The organism is Sorangiineae bacterium MSr11954, from assembly GCA_037157815.1.
GTDB lineage: Bacteria > Myxococcota_A > Polyangia > Polyangiales > Polyangiaceae > Pendulispora > Pendulispora albinea.
The window spans coordinates 6045008-6067221 of sequence record CP089984.1 but is presented as its reverse complement, the minus strand read 5'-3'; the positions used below and the strand labels follow the sequence as shown (position 1 = coordinate 6067221).

The 22214-nt window shown below is 68.5% G+C and carries 9 protein-coding genes and 2 pseudogenes; 8 read left to right on the top strand and 3 right to left on the bottom strand.

The window, feature by feature from the left end:
* Nucleotides 1-13 precede the first annotated feature (13 nt).
* Complete coding sequence (locus LZC94_23315; GenBank protein WXB20135.1) at nucleotides 14-3181, top strand: tetratricopeptide repeat protein; 3168 nt, start codon at nucleotides 14-16, stop codon at nucleotides 3179-3181.
* Between the two features lie 1011 nt (nucleotides 3182-4192).
* Here LZC94_23315 and LZC94_23310 read toward each other — a convergent pair.
* Entirely contained in the window at nucleotides 4193-4618 is a 426-nt protein-coding gene (locus tag LZC94_23310) for a response regulator (GenBank protein ID WXB20134.1), read from the bottom strand.
* A 66-nt stretch (nucleotides 4619-4684) separates the two neighbouring features.
* Here LZC94_23310 and LZC94_23305 point away from each other — a divergent pair, with 66 nt between their 5' ends.
* Together LZC94_23305 and LZC94_23300 are read left to right on the top strand one after the other, a co-directional pair.
* Nucleotides 4685-6511, top strand: coding sequence for a L,D-transpeptidase (locus tag LZC94_23305; GenBank protein ID WXB20133.1), 1827 nt, complete (start codon nucleotides 4685-4687; stop codon nucleotides 6509-6511).
* Between the two features lie 248 nt (nucleotides 6512-6759).
* Entirely contained in the window at nucleotides 6760-7170 is a 411-nt protein-coding gene (locus LZC94_23300; protein WXB20132.1) for a hypothetical protein, read from the top strand.
* Nucleotides 7171-7179: 9 nt separating this feature from the next.
* Here the strand turns inward: LZC94_23300 and LZC94_23295 are convergent, their stop codons facing one another.
* On the bottom strand, nucleotides 7180-9564 hold the full coding sequence (locus tag LZC94_23295) for a protein kinase (GenBank protein ID WXB20131.1): 2385 nt from the start codon (nucleotides 9562-9564) through the stop codon (nucleotides 7180-7182).
* 473 nt (nucleotides 9565-10037) lie between these two features.
* Between LZC94_23295 and LZC94_23290 the strand changes: the two genes are divergently transcribed.
* The 5 genes and pseudogenes from LZC94_23290 to LZC94_23270 all read left to right on the top strand — a co-directional run bounded on the left by LZC94_23290 (nucleotide 10038) and on the right by LZC94_23270 (nucleotide 21844).
* Nucleotides 10038-13865 (top strand): M36 family metallopeptidase, encoded by a 3828-nt coding sequence (locus LZC94_23290; GenBank protein WXB20130.1) that lies wholly within the window; start codon nucleotides 10038-10040, stop codon nucleotides 13863-13865.
* A gap of 275 nt (nucleotides 13866-14140) precedes the next feature.
* A complete protein-coding gene (locus LZC94_23285; GenBank protein WXB20129.1) occupies nucleotides 14141-17710 on the top strand; it encodes a M36 family metallopeptidase in 3570 nt (1189 codons plus the stop codon).
* Between the two features lie 201 nt (nucleotides 17711-17911).
* A pseudogene (locus tag LZC94_23280) lies at nucleotides 17912-18325 on the top strand (hypothetical protein).
* 624 nt (nucleotides 18326-18949) lie between these two features.
* Nucleotides 18950-20437 (top strand): annotated as a pseudogene (locus LZC94_23275) (M36 family metallopeptidase).
* 330 nt (nucleotides 20438-20767) lie between these two features.
* Complete coding sequence (locus LZC94_23270) at nucleotides 20768-21844, top strand: MYXO-CTERM sorting domain-containing protein (GenBank protein ID WXB20231.1); 1077 nt, start codon at nucleotides 20768-20770, stop codon at nucleotides 21842-21844.
* Between the two features lie 13 nt (nucleotides 21845-21857).
* On the opposite strand, the gene LZC94_23265 is transcribed toward LZC94_23270, so the two are convergent.
* Entirely contained in the window at nucleotides 21858-22154 is a 297-nt protein-coding gene (locus LZC94_23265) for a hypothetical protein (GenBank protein ID WXB20128.1), read from the bottom strand.
* Nucleotides 22155-22214 lie beyond the last annotated feature (60 nt).

Below are 22214 nucleotides of genomic sequence, written 5' to 3'. Positions count from 1 at the left end.
ACGTGCACCCAACATGGCAGAGCCGAAGAGTCGCTGGCTGGTCGTGACGCCCACGGGGGATCAACTCGTTTTCGAGTCCCTCAACGAGCTGCAAGATGCAGTGCTCTCGGGCGAAAGCGAGGAGCCGATGCGCGTCTCGACCTGCGATCTCGAGCCGAGCGCGGCGTTCGCCGCCGCACAAAAGCAGATCCTCGCCGGTCGTGCGGCGGCCGCTGCTGCCGCAGCGCCAACGCGTGAGACGACCCTGTCGGGGATCCCTTTGCCGGGGCACATCACGGGGGGGCATGGAGGAAGGACCACCAACGTGGGCGGATTCGGCACGCAACCCAAGGCAACGGCCAGCGCGAGCGCGCTGCTGCGGCAGACGCCCGTTCCGCCTTCGGGGCCGCGTGGGAGGGCGCGGGCGCGGCATATCACACCGGGGGGGGTGTTTGCGCTGCCCGTCAATGCGCGGGTGCCGACGTTTGCGGCCAACGATGCGGCGCCGGCGACGGCGCGTGGGCCTGCGGGGGCGGTGGGTGCGGGGGCCGCCGGCGCGGGTGCAGCGGGCGCGGGGGCCGCCGGTGGGCGTGCAGCGGGCGCGGGGGCCGCCGGTGCGGGGGCGGCGGGCTCGCGGAGGATGGGGCCGGAGGGGACGGTTCCGGGGATGGTCGCGCCGGTTGCGCAGGTTGCATCGGTTGCGCAGGGCGTGAGGACGAATCGTACGTCGCCGGGGTTGCCGCCGGCGCCTGCGCCGATGGCGTCCGCGCCGATGACGGCTGCGGCCATGGCGTCTGCGCCGATGACGTCTGCGGCCATGGCGTCTGCGCCGGTGGCGGTTCGAAAGGTGGCGGAGGGTCCGAAGGTGGTGGCGGAGATTCCGAAGGTGGCGGAGGCTGGTCGAAAGCCGCGCTTTGCGTCGATGTCGCCGACGTGTCCGGGGCTGTATCCGTCGTCGGCGCCGCGGACGGCGCCGGGGTTGCACAAGGTGGCGCCGTCGGCGCCGGTCGTGCAAGCGACGGCGCAAGCCGTGGTCGCGCCGTCGGGGCACGCAGCGGCGGCTCCGGTGGCGCAAGCGGCGATGGTTCCGGTCGCGCAAGCGCCGGTTTCTTCGGTGGCGCACGCGCAGGCGGCGCCCGTGAAGTACGATGCGGTTCGGGAGCTGCCGCCGGTGCTTCCGCCGATGCCGTCGGCGGTTGCGCCGATGGGGCGGGTGCGCGCGACGCCCTCGCCGTCGGGCGATCCGACGTTGGACTCCGTGGACGAGATGTGGGCGGCGATGCTTCAGTCCACGTCGAAGTTCGTGCTGCCGATTCCGAAGCGGGCGTCGCCCTCGCCCGGGTACAAGGCGGGTGCGCCGAGCGGTGCCATGCTGGCGGCCGAAGATCACGTGGCCGACGACGAATGGGAGGCGGTGGCGGCCGGCATTCCGGCGCAGCCCGAGACGCCTGCGTGGGAGGCGGTGGCCGCGGCGCTTCCGGTGGCCGCGCACATGCCGGTCGCGGCGCAGGTGCCGGTGGCCGCGCAGATGCCGCAGAACGTGGGGCCGATGCGCGAGACGCCGAAGCCGAACATGGGGCAGATGCCGCAAAATATCGGGCACATGCCGCAAAATATCGGGCACACGCCGCAGGCCATGGGGCAGATGCCGCAAAATATCGGGCACATGCCGCAGAACGTGGGCGGGCCAGGCGGCCACGATTTCGTGGAGCGAAACGATCGAGGCCGTCGCGCCGACGCGTACGACATGCGGCATCGCGCGACCCCGCAGGGCATGGCGCCCGAGGTGCCGTCGCATCAAGCGTTTCCGCATCCCTCGGCGACCCCGCAGCAGGGATTTGCGCAGCAGGCGATGGTGCATCAGGCGCACCCGCAGCAGGCGATGGTGCACCAAGCGATCCCGCATCACGCGATTCCGCAGATCCCGAAGCAGCCATCCAACTGGGTGCCGTCGACGACGCCGCCTGCGCTGTATGGCCAGATCTCGCCGCAGGGATCGCTGCCGCCGCCGCTGCCTTATCCGCTCCCGGACCCGCCGGGCGCCAGCAGCTACGACATCGATGGGTTCGGACAGATCCCCGACGCGGAGATGCCGGCGCCGAGCGATCCGGTGCGCGGTCGCGGGCACGGAGGGCCTGACCTTTCCGAGGCGATGCGCGAGCAAGAGCCGAGGCTGATGACGCCGCGCTATTCGATCCCGTCCTACGACGACGATCGCGATACGCCGAGCTCCGCGAGCATGCAGCTGACGCAGCCGCCCGATCGACGCTTTCCGCGTTGGTGGTTCCCGCTGATCGCGGCGGCCGGCTTTGGCGTCGGTGTCCTCATCGTCGTGGGCCGCGAGGGTCCTCCGGCGAGCCACGCCGAGGCGTCTGCGCAAACAGCCCAAAAGGCGGGCGAGTCGAAGGCGCCGCCGCCGCCCACGCCGGCCAATGCCGAGCACGGACGCGATCCGGTCCCCGTCGCCGAGCACACCGCCGCACCGATCGCGCCCGCCGCGCCGACCCAGGTCGCGCCCGTTGCACCGGCGCCCACCCCGATCGCACCGACGCCGATCGCACCGACGCCGATCGGGACGAGCGCTCCGGCACCGGTGGCGGTGAACGAGCGCCGAAGCGACACCGGCTCACGTGGCGACACCGGCTCACGTGGCGACACCGGCTCACGTGGCGACACCGGCGCGCGCGCAGACACGAGCTCGGGCGCCGGTGAGCGTGGTGCTTCGAAGGCCGAGCGGGCGGCCAGCGCCGCGGGGCAAGAAGGCGCCGCGCCGGCCGCGGAAAAACCGGCACGCGACGAAGGGAAGAACCCCTACGAGCGCGCGGTCAATGCACAACGCTCGGGCGATTCGGCGCGCGCGCGCACGCTCTTCCGCGGCGTCGTCGAAAAAGCCCCGCACAACTTCGAGGCGCAGACGGGGCTAGGCGATGCCGAGCGCGCCCAAGGCGACAAAACGGCGGCGATCCTCGCATACCGCCGCGCGCTGGCCGAAAATCCCGCCTTCTATCCGGCCATGCTCGGCCTCGCCGACACGCTCTGGGACTCCGGCGACCACCCCGCCGCCGCGGAACGCTACGCCGAGATCGCAAAGCGGTTCTCACCGTCGATGTATCCAACCCGCGTGCGCGAACGGGTATCCGAATCGTCGCCGCCTTCGTCGTCCTCGTCCTCGCCATCGTCGGAGGCGCCGGCCTCGCAGTGAGCGAAACGTCCTCGTCATTGGAGGCGCGGGCCTCGCAGTGAGCGAACCGTCATCGGAGGTGCGTGCGTCGCAGTGAGCGAAATCGGAGGCGCCGTTCTCGCAGCGAGCGAAGGCGCGGGCCTCGCAGTGAGCGAACCGTCATCGGAGGTGCGTGCGTCGCAGTGAGCGAAATCGGAGGCGCCGTTCTCGCAGCGAGCGAAAGGCGTGGGCGTCGCAGTGAGCGAAGGCGCGTGCGTCGCAGCGAGCGAAGGCGTGGGCGTCGCAGTGAGCGAAGTCGCGTGCGTCGCAGTGAGCGAAGGCGCGTGCGTCGCAGTGAGCGAAGGTGCGTGCGTCGCAGTGAGCGAAGGTGCGTGCGTCGCAGCTAGCGAAGGCGCGTGCGTCGCAGTGAGCGAAGGCGCGTGCGTCGCAGTGAGCGAAATCGGAGGCGCCGTTCTCGCAGCGAGCGAAGGCGTGGGCCTCGCAGTGAGCGAAGGCGCGTGCCTCGCAGTGAGCGAAGGCGCGTGCGTCGCAGTGAGCGAAACCGTCCTCGGAGGGCGCGTGCGTCGCAATGAGCGAACCTTCCTCGCCCATCGGAGGCACCCGCCCCGCAGTAAGCGAAGTCGGAGGCACGGCCTCGCAGTGAGCGAAAATCGGAGACGCGGGCCTCGCAGTAAGTGAAACGTCATCCGAGGCGCGGGCCCTCGCAGTGAGCGAAATATCATCCGAGGCGCGCGCGTCGCAGTGAGCGAAATCGGAGGCGCCGTCCTCGCAGCGAGCGAAGGCGCGGGCCTCGCAGCGAGCGAAGGCGCGGGCGTCGCAGTGAGCGAACCGTCATCGGAGGCGTGTGCGTCGCAGTGAGCGAAATCGGGAGGCGCGGCCTCGCGGTGAGCGAAATCAGAGGTGCGGGCCCCGCAGTGAGCGAACGTCCTCGCCCATCGGAGGCACCCGTCCCGCAGTGGGCGAATGGTCATTGAAGGGCGCGCGCCTCGACGGGAGCGTCTCGAGCTGCGGTGCAAACCGCGAGCGACGTCCCTAACCCAGCATCGCCTGAATTTTACCGAGCAGCTCTTCGCGTAATACGGGTTTGACGAGCAGGGCGTTCGCGCCCGCTTCTTCGGCGAGGCGGACGGGGGCCTGGTTGGCGTGGGCGGTGATGACGAGAATGGGGATGTCGTGCGTCTCGCGCAGGCGTTTGAGCCGGCGGGTGGCCTCGAAGCCGTCGGTGAATGGCATGAGCAGGTCCATCACGATGAGGTGGGGGTGCAGCTCGATGGCGCGCTCCACGCCTTGTATGCCGGTGTTCGCTTGTGCGACGCGGAAGCCGGCGCGACGGAGGTAGGTGGTGTAGAGTTGCTGCTGGTCCCGATCGTCATCGACGTGGAGTACCAGGCGACCTCTTCCGACATCGAGCGCGGGTAGATCCCCTGCGAATGGCGGGCGGGAAGAGGGGTGACTCATGGGGCGTTCCGATGCAGCCCAAGCGAGCTTGGTTTCTCGCGCTCATTTGCTATGCATCCGCCCACCATGCCGCCCCGGCCTTCGAATCGTACCATTGCGCGATTTTCCGTTGGGATTGCGCTGCTCGCGCAAGCTGGCGCGCTCGCGTCGCTCCTCAACGGCGCCGGGTGCGCCCAGAAGACCCCATCGAACACCACCACCACCGACAATGCCGATGCGAGCGGGGAGCTGACCCCGACCACCCTCGCCGATGCGGGCACCGTGCGCCGTGAAGAGATCGCCCAGGCGGCGCGCGCAGCCTATGCGGCCGGCACCTACGATGGTCCGCGCATCGGTGCGATGAACATGGTCACGTCGGTGCTGAGCGGGCCCGCCTGGCCGGAGACCGACGCGGGGGTGCGCGGCGACATCAAACCGAGCATTCGTTTCGGGTATCTGCGCCATGGTGCCAAGGTGCCCGTGCTGGCGCTGCCGCCCATCGTCAATGAGTCGTGCACCGATGGCTGGTACGAGCTCGTACAGGGAGGCTTCGTCTGCGGGCGCGCGGCGACCCTCGATCTCAAGAACCCGCGCGTGCGGCTCGCGCCAAACGGTCCGGATTTGAGCTCGGGGCTCCCATACCGGTATGGCTACAACTTGACCAACGGAACGCCCCTCTACCGCCGCGTTCTTTCGCTCGACGATCGAAAGAAGTACGAGCCGTGGCTCGTGGCCGCACCGCCGCCGCCGCCGAGCGCCGACGAGTCGTCGGGCGAGGGGGCATCGAGCGGTGGCTCCTCGGGCGCGAGCGAGGAGGGCGAGTCGCTCCCCGTTCCGGCGCCGCCCGCGCGCAAGAGTACGGGCCCTTCGGCCGCGGCCTCGGCAACGCCCTGGTTCATGCGCCAGACCGATGGCGGAAAGCCGAAGGTGGCGCTCGACGAGCTGCGCGGCCGCGGTGTTCTCGTGCGCCGGATGGTGCGCGGCTTCTACCTGGCCCTCGACAAGGATTTCAAAGCCGCCAACGCGCATTGGTGGCGCACCACCGGTGGGCTGGCCGTTCCCTTCGATCGCATCATGCTCCAGCAGCCGCTCACCGAGTACCACGGCACGTGGTTTGGAAGCGGACCCGCCCCCGGCAGCGACGCCGATGCCGGCGCCGAAACGGACGCGGGGGCCACCGTGGATCGCGGTGCTCCCGCGGCGCCCGCACCTGCCGCAGGCGATGCCGGCGCGCCCTTTGCGCGGGGGACCGTGGTGATCGTGCGCTTCGACGGCGCCCGCAAATACACGGTCGACCCCGAGAAGAAGAAGGTGACGTGGGGCGAAGCGCTCCCGCGCCGCCGCGCCGCGGGGCTCACGGGTGCATCGTTCGTGTACGGCGGGGTCGCGATGCGCGAGACCACCGAGGGCTTCTGGATCCGCACGCCCGATGTCACCGAGGTGAGGCCATCGCCCAGGCCCGCCGAAGTCGGTCCCAACGAAAAATGGCTCGACGTAAACCTCACGCAGCAGCTCCTGATCGCGCTCGAAGGCGACATGCCCGTGTTCGCGACCTACATCTCCTCGGGCCGTCACAACGCGTACGACAAAGAGCACGACTACGCGACCCCGTCCGGCACCTTCCGCATTCGCGAGAAGCACGTCACGGCCACCATGGACGGCGACGTCGCAGGCGTGGGGCCGTACTCGATCGAGGACGTGCCCTGGGTCATGTACTACCAAGGGAGCTACGCGCTCCACGGAGCCTTTTGGCACGGGCAGTTTGGCCATCAGCATAGCCACGGCTGCATCAACATGGCGCCGGCCGATGCCCGCACCGTCTTCAACTGGGTCGAACCCAAGCTCCCCGAGGGATGGCACGGCGTGTTCTCCTCGGGCGATCGCGAAGGGACGCTCCTGGTCGTGCATGAGTGATGCTCGTCGTCGTGGATGAGAGACGCTTCTCGTCGTGCGCGCTGGACGCCTCGGGCCGTGCATGAGTGATGCTCGTCGTCGTGGACGAGTGACGCTTCTTGTCGTGCGCGCTGGGCGCCTCGGGCCGTGCATGAGTGATGCTCGTCGTCGTGGACGAGTGACGCTCCTTGTCGCGCGCGCCGGACGTTGCTCGTCGCGCGCGCGGACGCTCCTCGTCGCGCGCGCGTGGTGCGTGGTATGCCGATTCGATGAAATTCGTTCGTTTGCTCTCCGTGCTCGCACCCGTTGGCGCCCTGATCGGTCTTGGTGTTGCTGCCGTTGCACATGCCGGCGCCAAGGTGAGTCGGCCTGTTACCGTCGATCTCGCCGGTCGTCATGCCCTTGGCAGCTTCGGTGCCGCGCGCAATGGTGCCGACGGCGTGAGCCGCATCTTCTGCACGGTCGGAGGCTCCAAAGGCACCGGCAGCATCGAAATGTCGTGCACGGCGATGGATGCGGCGGGCCGCAAGGGGACCTGTCTGACGAGCAACCCCGTGGTGGTGCAGGCCGCGGCCGCCGTTCACTCCGACAGCTACGTCGAGTTCTACTGGGATGCGGCCGGTGAGTGCACGTGGTTCTACACGACCACCGATTCGGCGGATGCACCGAAACAGCCGTGACGATCCCGATCAGGGGATGGTCGTAAAGACGTAGTTGAACGCCACCGATGGGGTCGCGAAGGGGCTCACGGTGATCGTCTCGAATCGTTGTACAATGCACGTACCCGTGGGCGTTCCCGCGTAAGGCGGGGCCAGGGTCACGTGCAGAAGGGTGCCGTCGCTGTTGAAGCGCGCGCGGACGCTCCCCGGGCCATGCGGTCCGCCAGGCATCGCGCAGCTCGCGAAATCGGCCGCCACGCGCTCGAAGGCGCGCGCAGCCTCCTCGCGTGGGAACGTCTCACGCCGGCGCACAGGACGCGGGCGCGGAGCGCTCGCCAGTGCCGGCGTGGCGGCAGCCGCGGAAACCGGTGGCTCTGCCGGACGCACGGCAGGCGCGGCCGTCGCAGCCGTCGCCGATGGCAGCGCCGGGGGCGCCGCCGCCAACGAGGCGGCCGCCGAGGAAAGGGGCGCTCGTGTCGCGAAGGACGCCGATGCCGATAGGGCCGCGACGAGCCTCGGTCGCGCGGGGGCGCCGCGCCAGAAGAGAACCGCAGCCCAAAGAAGCGCCGATACCGCGATCGCCGTACCCGCGACCACCGGCAAAAGCCAGATGCGCCGCTCCCTCGGTGAAGGATCCGTCAGCGCCGCCGACATCCCGGACGGCGTTGGGACCCGCGCGCGCGGAGCGGTCCGTTCCTCACGCCACCCCGCCTCCGACTCGCCGGACCCGTGCACGCCGGCCGCCCCCTGCAAGCCCGCCCGCGGCGCCGAGGCTCCACGCACGTCGGCCGCCCCCTGCAAGCCCGCCCGCGGCGCCGAGGCTCCATGCACGCCGGCTGCCCCCTGCAAGCCCGCCCGCGGCGCCGTGGCTCCGTACGCCACATGCTCCTCCGCCCTATGCCCCTCACGCGCCTCCGCGCCGCGCCCGGCAAGCGCCTCACGCCCGCCTGCGCCATGCGCGTCCGCCCCGTGCACGGCAAGTGTCTCACGCCCGCCCGCGCCAAGCGCCTCTGCGCCACGCCCGCCCGCGCCAAGCGCCTCCACGCCGCGCCCGGCAAGCGCCTCACGCCCGCCTGCGCCCAGCGCCTCCACGCCGCGCCCGGCAAGTGTCTCACGCCCGCCCACGCCAAGCGCCTCTGCGCCGCGCCCGGCAAGCGCCTCACGCCCGCCCGCGCCCAGCGCCTCCACGCCACGCCCGGCAAGCGCCTCACGCCCGCCCGCGCCCAGCGCCTCCACGCCACGCCCGGCAAGCGCCTCACGCCCGCCCGCGCCAAGCGCCTCTGCGCCACGCCCGGCAAGCGCCTCACGCCCGCCCGCGCCAAGCGCCTCCACGCCGCGCCCAGCAGCCACCTCCACGCCCGCCCCATGCCCCTCATGCCCCTTGCGTAGCGCCCGCGCCGAGCGCGGCCCCGACACATACGACGCCCGAAGTCGCACCTTCCCGCTCGACTCTTCGCGCAGCGCATTCTTCAACTCGCGCCAAAATTCCGCCGCGTTGCCATGCCGCACGCTCGGCTCGAGCGCCAGTGCCTGCGCGAGCACCGCCTCCGCCTGGCCGGAGATCGACACACCGAGCCCCCGCGCCGTAGGCCGCTGATTCGGCTGAAAGGTCTGGAGCACGTCGGCGAACAGCATATTGTGCGGCACCACCGGCGCGCCGGCGAGCGCCTCGTAGATCACCAGCGCGAGCGCGTACACATCGGTGGCCGCACCCGGCGTGCCAAAGCGCCGATCGATCTGCTCGGGCGCCGAGTAGCTCGGAAACATCACGCGAAGGCCGGCACCCTCGAACGCATGCGCGTGCGTCACGCCGCTCGTCGCGCTGACCGTGCCGACGGAGTGCTCGTTGAGCAACTTGGCGACGCCGAAGTCCAGCACCTTGACGACCCGCCCCTCGAGGGTCGGCACCACGAACAGGTTCCGCGGGTTGATCGAGTGGTGCACCACCCCTTGCGCGTGCGCATACGCCAAGGCTTCGGCGGCTGAATCGAGGAGTGCGATAACCTCACGCAAGGTGCGAGAACGTAACCCCTCTTTGGCGCGCTCCTCGAAGTCGGTGGCGAGCGAACACCCCTCCAACCACTCACGGACCAGGTAGGGAACCGATTGACCGGTACGCGGGGCCATCGTGGTCCCAAACGCGATGCTCCGCGCGATATGCAAGTTGCCGAGCGCAAGTCGGTAGTGCAGCCGGGCCCCATCGCGGAAGCTCTCCAGGAAGGGCTCCAAGAGCGCCGCATCCAATGTAGGTGGGACGTTCAGACATTTGATGGCCACGGGCGCGTCCACACCGAGGTGATGTCCTCGATACACGACCGTGAAATCACCTTCGCCGGCGAAGCGATCGACGCGAAACTGGCCGTCGAGCACGTCCCCGACGAGATCGAAAGGATCCTCGAAGTCCGCGCTGAGCATTCGACTCGTTCTCCCGGTCGCCTTGTGACGGCTCGCCTCGCGACCGAGGATTCCATTAGACCACTTCTTTCGCACGGCCCCAAGCCGTCCTCCCCTTCCATAACGATGCCGCCGCGCGAAGGCTGGACTCACCCGCATCCGCCACCCGCGCACCCGATTCACTCCGCGTCGGCCTTAATTTGGTGAAGTTGCTCTTTTTTGGTCACACGAACGTCACTGGCGCTTAACGCTGCATGAACTTTGTGATACGACCTACGGTTCAGTATGGGCCCAATCCGGTCTGCATCTGAAACCGGTGTTAGGGCGGCTCGATTCGGTGATTGACCCAGCGCATCGAGCTATTGCGACGAGCCCACAAAATTCGAGCCGGGGAGCAAGGGGCAGGGGGCCTCTCGGCGAAGCTTTATGCACTCAATAGATGATCCTGCGTCCTAGGAGTCACGATGCGATGCGATCCTATGTTGAGGACCCGAATGGGGGCTCTCGCGGCGGCCAGCGCCATGTTGGTCGCTTTTCCGATGTGTGCCGGAGACGGCTCACCCACCGCGTCCATTCCCGAAAATGAGATCACCCCCGAAGAAGCCGAAGCCCGCGCGGCGCTGGCCCATACCCCACTTGGCCATGTGGTTTCGACCAACGCGGTTGGAAAAGCGCGCTTCGTGATCGGTAGCGCCGAAATGGGTCCGGCCTCGGCGCAGGGCATCGGGGGCGGCGCACGGCTTACGTCCGGCTCGGGCACCGCGCGCGCCCCCGCATGGAAAGTCGGCTCGGAGCTGGCATCGCGTATCCACCTTTCACGACATGCGGAGATGCTCGGCCTGAATGAACCTGCGGTGCGGGCCGCGGTGGTGACGAGCACGCACGCGCTCCAAGGAGGCGGCCGCATCGTGCAGTTCGAGCAGCGGGTGGATGGGGTGCCGGTGTTTCATACCCGCGCGAGCGTTCTGCTCGACGCGAACCAGAACCTGGTCTCCCTTACATCGAACCTGCACCCGGCCGCCGTGGGGACGAAGGCCGTGGCGTTCCCCACCACGGCCGAGTCGGCGCTGGCCCATGTGTACGCGGCGCATTTTGGTGTCGCGCTGCCGCCGTCTGCGATCCGCGATCGCGGCATCGAGGGCGGCGGCGATGCGCGCGACTACGCCGTGAGCACCCCGGCGGATGCCCCGCGCCTGCTCGACGCGACGGCCCAGCGCGTGCTCTTCCCGCGCGGCGACGAGCTCGTGCCCGCGTACCACATCGAGTTCATCGGCCGCGCCCCCGGCTCCGTGGAGGACGACGGCTACGCGTATGTCCTCGACGCCGTCTCCGGCGCGCTCCTCTACAAAGCGTCGATCACCGCCAGCGAGGCGTTCAAGTACCGCGTTTGGGCCGATCGCGACGGCATCCATACGCCTGCCGATGGCCCGTACAAACGCGCGGTGCCCTACCGCGATCCCCCCGTGCCGAGCAACCCCGAGCCGGCCTACGCCGACATGGAGCTCGTCACCATGGAGGGGTTCAACACGAACCGAGATGGTCGCGCCGATCCATGGCTGCCGGCCGGGGCCACCGTCACCTCGGGCAACAATGTGCACGCGTACAGCGATCGCAATGACACGCACGAGTCGGACGCCGGCGTGGCGGTCGGCGATGGCTTCGAGCCCGGGGTCGATATCGAGGCGGATCTCACCGACGTGGCGCAGCGCGCCTTCGACCGCACCTACGATCCGGCGGCGGAGCCCGAGTCGAGCGCCAATCAGATCAAGGCGGCGGTGACGCAGCTCTTTTATGTCACCAACTGGCTGCACGACTACTGGTACGACTCCGGCTTCGACGAGGCGGCGGGCGTCGCGCAAATGGACAACTTCGGTCGCGGCGGCGTCGCCGGCGATCCGATGCTCGCCGAGGCGCAAGACGGCGCCCAGTTCGGCCTGGCGAACAACGCGAACATGTCCACGCGGACCGACGGCAAGTCGCCTCGCATGCAGATGTACGTGTGGAACCCGGCCATCAAGCGCAACCTGACGACCAACCCGCCCATTGCCTTCGACGAGGGGTGGGGCGCGGCGCGCTCGTTCGGGGCGCAGTCCTTCGACGTGCAACCCGCGGGCCGCGAGATCGTCCTCGCCAACGATGGAAGCGCCAACCCGACGTGGGCGTGCGGCCGTCCCACGAACGTGGCGGGCAAGATCGCCGTCATCGATCGCGGCGGCGCCGAGGCGACGTGCAGCATCCCCAAGAAGCTCCAGAACGCCAAGCTCGGCGGGGCCCTCGGCGCGCTGTTCGTCAACGACACCCTCACCGGTGCGCAGGTGCTCTCGTCCATGCCGACCGACGCCGAGAAGGCCGATCTGGCGGGATTTCCCATCCTCACCCTGAGCCAGAAGAACGGGGCCGAGCTCAAAGCCAAGCTGGCGCAGGGCACGGTGACCGCCGCGCGCATGTTCCGTGACGTGGAGTCGCCCAAGCACGACGGCACCATCGACAACTCCATCGTGGCGCACGAGTGGGGCCACTACTTCCATCATCGCCTGGTCGTCTGTGGATCGCCTTCGTGCGGCGGCATGAGCGAGGGGTGGGGCGACTTCAACGCCCTGTTCATGTCGGTGCGCGCCAATGACGCGCTCGAGGAGGCCGCGTTTCCGGCCGCCCAGTATGCGACGGCCGGATCGGCGCCCGAGGGCTCGAACTACTACGGGATCCGGCGCGCGCCCTATTCCACGAGCTTCGCCAAGAACCCTTTCACCTTCAAGCACGTGAGCAAAAAGGCCGCGCTGCCGGCCACGGCGCCCTTGGCCATCACCTCGGTCGATATGAGCGAGTTGCACAACGTGGGCGAAGTTTGGGCGGAGACGCTCTTCGAGGCCTACGCCGGATTTTTGCAGGCCGCCACCGGCACCTTCGAGGAGAAGAAGCGCCGCTTTTCCAAGTACATCGTGGCGGGCATGAAGCTCACGCCGGTGGAGCCCACCTTCACCGAGCAGCGCGACGCCATCCTCACCGCGGTGCTCGCCGGCGGGAGCCCGAGCGAGTTCGAAGCCGTCGCCGGAGGCTTCCGAAAGCGCGGCCTCGGCACCGGCGCCATCGCACCCCCCACGGGATCGGAGACCTTGGAGGAGGTCGTCGAAGATTTCACCGCCAAGGGGAACATCGCCGTGCAGTCGACGGGCCTGGAGGCGACCTTGGGCTGCGACAGCGACGGGCACCTCGACGCGGGTGAAACGGGGAAGTTTACGGTGGAAGTGAAGAACCTGGGGTGGACCCCTCTGGCCAACACCAAAGTGACGGTCCGATCGTCCGACCCGAACATCGTATTCGATCACACCACCGAGTCGGTGCCGGAGCTGTCCCCGCTCTGGCAGGTCGCCAAGCTCAGTTTTGCCGTCACCGTGAAGGAGAGCGCGAGGCCGCGTACCGTGCTTCCCATTACGGTGAAGGTGGAGAACCCCGACTCGGCGATTCCAAGCAGGGAATACAAATACGAGACCCTCGCCAACTACGATGACGCCCTGAAGGTCTCGGCCACCGACGACGTGGAGAGCGAGCGGGTGGCCTGGATGTTCGCCGGCACCGGTGAAAAATTGTTCAACGTGTGGGGGCGCGCGGGCGCGCCGGACAACCATGTCTGGCACGCAGAGGACATGGGGATCACCACGGACGAGCGGCTCGTCTCCCCCGATTTGGTCGTGGGGAGCGCGGGGGATTTCACCATCGCCTTCAAGCACCGTTACCGATTCGAATTTACCGCGGCGACCAGCTCGAAGCCGGCCGTGTACTTCGATGGCGGGGTGCTCGAGCTGTCGGAGGACGGCGGCGCCACCTGGAAGGATATTTCGACTTACAACGGAGTGAATCCGGGGTATGTCGGAGATTTGGAATCGGACAATCCGCTGCCCGCGCGAAGAGCGTGGGCGGCATCGTCGGAGAATTATCCTGCGTTCAAGGGCGTGTCGCTCAACCTGGGGAGCTCACTGGCCGGTAAGACGGTCAAGGTGCGCTTCCGCGTGGTGACCGACGGCGGCGTGGGCGCGCCGGGATGGGATATCGACGATATCGCGTTCGGCGGAATCACGAACAAGCCGTTCGCCGCCTTGGTCGACGACGTGACGCCGTGCGTCCAACCGATCCCGGACGCGGGCACCGGCGGGGATGCGGGCGGAGGGAAGGGGCTCGGCAGCACCCACGACGACTCGGGGTGCTCGGTGGCTTCTTCGGGGGCGCGCGCCGAGGGGACTTCGCGCGCGGCTGTGAGACTTGGATTGGCTTTGGGTTTGCTCGCGTTCGTGCGCCGTCGCCGAGGAGACGCGGTGCATCGGTGACGATGCGCCGCGGCGCGATGCGCGATACGGGTGCGCGATTTCCGTTTTGTTTCGGTAGATGAAGTTCCATTTCGATATTTCGATCGGTCGTTAGACCTAGGAGAAGACGAATCATGCGATCTTACCTGGCCCGATTCGGGGTGCTGCCGGCGGCTGGCGTGTTGCTTTCCGCCCTGACCATGTGTGCGAGGGATACCTCGCCAAACGATCCAATCTCGGCACAATCCGGCAATGGCGACGAAGCTGCCGCGCGGGAAGCGCTTTCACGGACTCCATTGGGACAGGTTGTTTCGCGGGATTCGGTCGGCCGGGCGCGGGTGATCTTGGCGGGGCGCGACGAGAACGCGGCCGACTTGAAGGTGACCGCGGAGACGGCCGCGCGCGTTCACCTTTTGCGGCACACCGAGCCGCTCGGGATCTCCGAGAGCACCGTTCGCAGCGCCGTGGTGGCGAACACGCACCCCATCCAGGGTGGCAACGGCGCGAGCGTGGTGCAGTTCGAGCAGCGGGTGGAGGGGCTCGAGGTGTTTCACTCCCGCGCGAGCGTGGTCCTCGATGCGTCCAAGAACCTGGTGTCCATTGGCTCGAACCTCGGTCAGGCCGGCGCGGGGGCCAAGCTCACCAAGCTGACCTTCGCCCTCCCGGCCGAGAAGGCGATGGCGAACATCTACTCCGAGCACTTCGGCCGGACCTTGGACGCCGGCGCGGTGCGCGATCTGGGGACGGTGAACGGCGGCGAGCTGCGCGGGCTTTCGGTGGCCACCCCGAGGGACGCCCATCGCGTCTACGACGCCACGTCCAAGCGCGTCCTCTTTCCGAGCGAGCACGGGCTCACGCCCGCCTACTACGTGGAGTTTTTCTCGCGGGCGCCCGGCTCGCGCGAGGACCATGCGTACGGCTATGTCATCAGCGCCAAGGACGGGCGCGTGCTCTACAAGGCGTCGCTCACCCAGAACGAGACGTTCAACTACCGCGTTTGGGCGGAGAACGAAGCGCTGGATTACATTCCGATGGACGGTCCGTTCGTCGACTACACGCCGCACCCCACCGGCGCGCCGAACAAGATCCAGCTCGGCTACCGCGACATCAACACGATGCCGCTCATCGCCATCGATGGGCTCAACAAGAACAAGGACCCCTGGCTCGCCGCCAACAAAACCACGACCTTCGGAAACAACGTCCACGCGTACAGCGATCGCACCGACACCCACGGCGAGGACGACGCCGGGGCCCCGACGGGCGAGGGCGATGGGTTCGGCCCGGGCGACTACGAGGCCGAGGTCACGTCGGACAAGACGTTCGACCGCAAGTACAACCCCGCGCTGGAGCCCAACGCGAGCCCCGACCAGATCAAGGCGGCGGTGACGCAGATCTTCTATACGACCAACTGGCTGCACGACTATTGGTACGACTCGGGCTTCGACGAGAAGTCGGGTGTGGCCCAGGTCGACAACTACGGGCGCGGCGGCGTGGACAAGGATCCGATGAACGTCGAGGCCCAGGACGGGGCGGACTTCGGCCTCGGCAACAACGCGAACATGTCGACGCCGGCGGACGGTCGTTCGCCGAAGATGCAGATGTACGTGTGGTCGGCCTTGCCGAACAACCGCAGCTTGGTGACCACCCCCACCGCCGTGCCCTTCGGCGATTGGCTGGGGAGCGCGGTCTTCGGTCCGCAGGCGTTCGACACGGCCGGCGATCTCGCGGTGGCCGACGTTCCGCTCGCGTGCACGCCGCCGACGAATGTCTCGGGGAAGATCGCGGTCGTCACGCGCGGCACCTGCGACTTCACCGCCAAGGCGCTCAACGCGCAGCAGGGGGGCGCGATCGGCGTCATCTTGATCAACAACGCGGCCGGTCACGCGGCGCCGAACCCGGGGCTGAACAACAAAGACATCACCATTCCGCTGCTCGCCTTGAGCCTGGAGGACGGCGCCCTCTTGCGACAGGCCATCGCGGGCGGCACCGCCACCCGGGTCACGCTCCACCGCGGGGCCGAGGGGCCGAAGCACGATGGCACCATCGACAACGCCGTGGTGGCGCACGAGTGGGGGCACTACCTGCACCACCGGCTCGTGCTCTGCGGCTCCAAGTCGTGCAGCGGTATGAGCGAAGGGTGGGCGGACTTCACGGCGCTGCACATGGTGGTCCGCGAGGCGGACGCGCCCTACGCGGACAAGGCGTACGCGCTGACGCAATATGGAACGTCGGGCACGCTCGAGGAGTCGGCGTACTTTGGAATCCGCCGCGCGCCCTACAGCACCGATCTCAAGAAGAACCCCTTTACGTTCAAGCACGTGAGGCGCGGCGCGGCCCTGCCGACGACGGCTCCTCTGTCGCCAGGCTCCGCCGACATGAGCGAGGTGCACAACGTCGGTGAGATCTGGGCGCAGACCCTGTTCGATGGATACGTCAACCTGCTGAACGTGGGGCCCAAAGCGGGCCGCAACTTCAAGCAGAGCAAGCGCCAGATGGCCGACTACATCGTGGCGGGCATGAAGGCGACGGGCATCGAGCCGACCTTCACCGAGCAGCGCGACGCCATCCTCGCCACCGTGTGGGCCACGGGGCGAAAGGACGACTTCGTCGCGCTGGCCAAGGGGTTTGCCAAGCGGGGTCTCGGCGTGGGCGCGGTGGCTCCTGCGGTGGCGGTGGACTCGGTCATCGACGGGCTCGAGGGCGCGGTCGAGAGCTTGGACGACACGAAGGGCGATCTGGCCATCCTCGAGGCCAAGGTCGAAGAGGCGGCCGACTCGTGCGATCACGACGGCATCATCGACGCGGGCGAAAAAGGGACGGTGACCGTCACCGTGCGCAACGCCGGCTGGTCCACCCTCGCCAACACCAAGGTGTCGGTCACCACGATCGATCCGAGCATCGCCATCGGCAACGGCGGCGCGGGCACGGTGGCCTCGGTGGATCCCTTCGGGACGGCCAAGGTGACCATCCCCATCACGGCCTCCAAGTCGCCCATCGGTCACTCGGTGCTCCCGGTTCGCGTGACCGTGAGCAACCCCGACGCCCACACGCCGAGCCTGACCCAGACGTTCGCGGTTGCGTTCAACTCCGACGATGCACCGCGCACCGCGGCGGTGGACAACGTGGAGGCGGCGACATCGACCTGGGTGACCGCGCACGCCGGCACCACCTTGGAGGCCTTCTCGCGCAAGGGGGATCCGTCGAACCACGTTTGGCACGGCGACAACCTCAACGTCTCGGGCGAAGGGACCCTCACGTCGCCTTCGGTGATCGTCGGAACGGACGATTTCGTCATCTCGTTCCGGCATCGGTACATTTTCGAGTACGGCGTGGGCCCCGATCTCCTCTTCGACGGCGGCGTGCTCGAAATTTCGGAGGACAACGGGAGCACGTGGAAGGACGTGAGCACGTACGTGAACCCCGAGTACACGGGCACCTTGGCCAAGTCGGCGTCCAATCCACTCTCCGAGCGCGCGGCGTGGGGCGCCACCTCGCCCTCGTATCCTGATTACGATCCCGTCTCGCTCAACCTCGGTAAAAAGTTGAGCGGCAAGACCATCAAAGTGCGTTTCCGCGTCGGCAGCGACGACAATACGGGCGCGCCGGGATGGGATATCGACGACATCGGCTTCGCGGGCACCGCGAGCCTGCCGTTCGCCAGTCAAGTCGACGACAAAGCCGCGTGCGGCGCGCCCACCCCCGGCGCCGACGCAGGCACCGGCAACAACGAGGCGCGCTACACCATGCCGGATGATGGATGCGCCGTGTCACCGGCCCCCGGCCACAGCACCCGCAATGCATGGGGTCTCGGTCTCATCGGCGGTCTGGCCCTGCTGCTTCGCCGCCGCCGTCGCTCGGCCCGCTGAGTCGTGATGTGCCTCCGCGCGGCCGCCTTCGGGTGGCCGCCGGGCGCGATGGGTCGAGCTCCAGGCCCAGGTCTGCCGCGGAAGGGTGCACATGCGTGCATCCTCATTTCGACAACGAAACAACACGAGAAGCGCACCAAGGGATGCGGTGCAGCGCTCGGTTACATCATCGGACATGGAGGAGGGTAGGGGGGACCGATGATGCGATCTCAGTATTCCCGAATCGGGGCGCTCGCGGCGACGGGCACGTTGCTCTTTGCGCTCACCCGATGCGCGCACGAGAAGACGCCGCCGTCGCCATCGCCATCGCCCGCTGCGGCTCCCGAAGACGAAGCCGCAGCGCGCGACGCGCTCGCTGGAACGGCGCTGGGGCGCGTGGTCTCCCGCGATGCGCAGGGAAGGGCGAGGCTCATTCTCGGCGGCGCGCAGAGCGAGCGGCCCGAGGTTCGCGTTCGCGCGGAGGCGGCGGCCCGCCTGCATCTCTCGCGGCACGCGGGGCTCTTGGGGCTGAGCGAGGCCGAGGTGCACGACGCCAACGTGACGTCGACGCATGCGCTGCCGGGCGGGGCCAGCGTGGTTCAGTTCGCGCAGCGGGTGGAGGGGATCGAGGTGTTTCGATCGCGCGCCAACGTGGTGCTCGATCCGACGAAGAACCTGGTGTCCATCGGCTCGACCCTGAAGCCGTCCGGCGTCGATAGCGCGGCAAAGGCCGTGGCGGCCGCCGCGCAGGGGCGCTCGGCCAAGGCGAAGAGCTTCCCCGCGACGGCGGAGATCGCCTTTGCCAAGGTCTACGAGGAGCAGTTTCATCGCCCGCTCGCCGCGGGGGCCGTGCGCGATCGCGGGATTCGCGCGGGATCGGCCCAAGGCGTGCGCGACGACGGCGTTCGCACGTACTCCGTGGCCACGCCCAAGGGGGCGCCGCGCATCTTGGAGGCGTCGATCAAGCGGGTGCTCTTCGCCGAGAACGGCGGCCTCACGCCTGCATTTTACGTGGAGCTCTTGGCGCGCGCGCGCGGGTCGCGGGAGAACGAGGCGTATGCGTACGTGGTCAGCGCCGGGGACTCTCGTGTCCTTTATCGGACTTCGCTGATTCAAAATGAAGCGTTTCAGTATCGCGTATGGGCCGAGGCCGACGGCGATCATGCGCCCATGGATGGGCCGATGATCGACTATTCGCCGCACCCCACGGGGACGCCGGATCGCGCTTCCCCCGCGTACCGCGCGCCGAACCTCGTTTCCATGGAGGGGTTCAACAAGAACCCGCAGGGCCGTCCGGATCCATGGCTCGGCCCCACCGATACGGTGACATTCGGCAACAACGTGCGCGCCTACTCCGATCGAAGCGATACGCACGAGCTGAATGACGGGGGCAAGATCGAGGGCGACGGCTACGACGAGGGGGTCGATCTGCGCGCCGAGGTGACGGCGCCGTTCACCTTCGACCGCACCTACGACGTGCAGGGCGAGCCGAACGCCAGCCCCGATCAGGTCAAGGCGGCCATCACGCAGATGTTTTACGTGACCAACTGGCTGCACGACTATTGGTACGACTCCGGGTTCGACGAGGCCTCCGGGGTCGCGCAGCTCGTCAATTACGGGCGCGGCGGGGTGGAGGGCGATCCGCTGAAGGCCGAGGCGCAGGACGGCGCCGACACCGGATTTGCCAACAACGCCAATATGGCGACCTTTGCCGAGGGCACATCGCCGCGCATGCAAATGTTCGTCTGGAACGGCGCGCCCAATCGCCGCATCGAGGCGACGCCGGCGCTCACCTTCGAAGACGGCTACGGCGCCGCCGCCTACGGGCCGCAGCAGTTCGATGTCGACGGCACCGTGGTCCTCTCCGACGATGGCGCCGCCACGCCGGGGACCCCCGCGGACGCGTGCCAGCAGCCGACCAATGTGAGCGGACGCATCGCCCTGGTCGATCGCGGCACGTGCGACTTCGTCACCAAGGCGAAGAACGCGCAGGCGGCCGGGGCCACCGGGATCATCTTGGTCAATCACCTGGAGGGGCACATCGCGCCGAACCCGGGGACCTCCGATCCGACCATCACCATTCCGCTCCTCGGCTTGAGCAAGGAAGACGGCCAGAAGCTCAAAGACGCCGTGGGGCAAGGCGCCGTGAAGGTCCACCTCTTTCGCGGGCCCGAGGTGCTCCACGACGGCACCATCGACAGCACGGTGGTGGCGCACGAGTGGGGGCACTACATGCACCATCGCCTGGTCACCTGCGGCTCGGCCTCGTGCCGCGGGATGAGCGAGGGGTGGGCCGATTTCGCGGCGCTCTTCATGTCGGCCCGCGAGGGGGACCGGCTCGAGGGCGGCGTGTTCCCGCTGGCGCAGTATGCCTCGGCCGGGTTGTTCGCCAACGCGGCGTACTTCGGTATTCGGCGGGCGCCTTATTCGACCGATCCGACCAAGAATCCATTTACGTTCAAGCACATCAAGTGGAGCGAGGCGCTCCCGACCGGCGCTCCGCTCCAGCCCACGTCGGCCGATATGTCCGAGGTGCACAACGTGGGCGAGATCTGGGCGCAGATGCTCTTCGACGCCTATGTCAATCTCCAGAAGGCGGGGGCGGCCGCCAACCCGCCGCGCTCGTTCCAGGAGAGCAAACGGCGTATGGCCGATTACATCGTGGCGGGGATGAAGGCCACGCCCATCGAGCCCACGTTCGCCGAGCAGCGCGACGCGCTCCTCGGGATCGTCTGGGCCATGGGGCGAAGAGACGACTTCATGGCGCTCGCGCAGGGGTTCGCCAAGCGCGGTCTGGGCGTGGGCGCCATCGCGCCGCCCGTCGACTCGTATTCGTTCGAGGAGGTGAAGGAGAGCTTCTCCACCGGGGCCGATTTCGCCTTCGTGGACGCCACCCTCGACGACTCGGCGAGCTCGTGCGACCACGACGGGGTGCTGGACTCGGGCGAGACGGGCACGCTCATCGTGCGCGTGCGCAACTCGGGTTGGGCGGCGCTCTCGGGCACCAAGGTCACGGTCAGCACCACGGAGCCGAGCATTCAGTTCACCGAGGGCGCGACGGCGACCTTGGAGCGGGCCATGGAGCCGTTCGACGTGGCGCGCGTGACCATCGGCATCAAGGCCGACAAGACGCGCCTCTCGCGAACGGAGATCCCCATCCGCATCGCGCTCGCCAACGACGCGGCGTTCAGCAAGGCCGTCACCACCACGGTCGGCATCAATTACAACTACGACGACGTGCCCGATTCATCGGTCACCGAGAACGCGGAGAGCTCGAACAACGTATGGACGTTCGCCCACGGCGGGCGCCCGCTCGAGGCGTGGACGCGCCGGGGGGACTCGACCAACCACGCGTGGCACGGCGCCGATCTCGGGACGGCCAGCGACGAGAGCTTCGTCTCGCCGCCCATCAACGTGGGCGACGGCGACTTTGCGATCTCCTTCCGCCATCGTTACCAATTCGAGAGCGGCGCGGCCGTCCCCGGGGGGCCGGAGGTCTTCTTCGACGGCGGCGTCTTCGAGGTCTCCGAAGACGGCGGCACCACGTGGAAGGACGTGTCCACGTACACCGATCCCAATTACCCGCAAACGATCTACCCTGTGGAGGACAACAGCAACGTGCTGCGCGGGCGCAAGGCGTGGGCGGGGATTTCGCCGGCGTACCCCAACTTCGATTACGTCTCGTTGAGCTTCGGAAAGGCGCTCGCGGGCAAGACCATCAAGGTGCGCTTCCGCGTGGCCAGCGACGAGTCGGCGGGCGCGCCCGGCTGGGACGTCGACAACATCACGTTCGGCGGAATTACCAACCTGCCGTTCCCCACCATCGTCGACGACCGACGCGCGTGCACCACGGCGCCGCCGCCACCGCCTCCGCGCGATGGTGGCTCCGGCGCAACCGACGCAGGGCCGCGCGCCGATGCCGGGGTGCGCACCGACGCGGGCGGCGGTCCCGGCGCGGGTGGAGGCGGCGGGGGTGGCGGCTGGAACGATCCAGGCGCCGCGGACGCGGGCGGCAATCCCTCGACACCTTCCGGCTCCGACGACGGAGGCGGTTGCGGATGCGTGACCTCGCCCGGCGCAGGGGCAGGCAGCGGGCCGTTGGCCTTCGTTCTGGGCGGTCTGGCGATGCTTCTGCGGCGCCGCCGCCGCGGTTGACGCGTCCCGTCGATCACATCGCGCTTTCGTCGATGATCGTGCATGCGCCGTTCGTGCATTGTGCACGCTTGTGGCCGCACGGATCGGCGAAGCACGCGACCTGATCGCCCTTGCACTTGGGCGGCGCGGCGTTTCGCACGAGCACGCGGCACTTGCAACCGCCGCACGTGTCGGACCATGAGCGGCAATCCGCGTTGGTCGCGCACTCGCCGCCGGATGGCGCAGCCGTACCGGCGTCGCGTGCGCGGCCCGGCGCAAGCGCGGCCGCACCGCCCGGCGAGGAGCCCGGGGCGCGGGATCCTTCCGCCATCGAGGACGGCGTTTGCGCGGCGGGCGGCTGTGCTGGCGACGAAGGCGTTCCCGCCGGCGA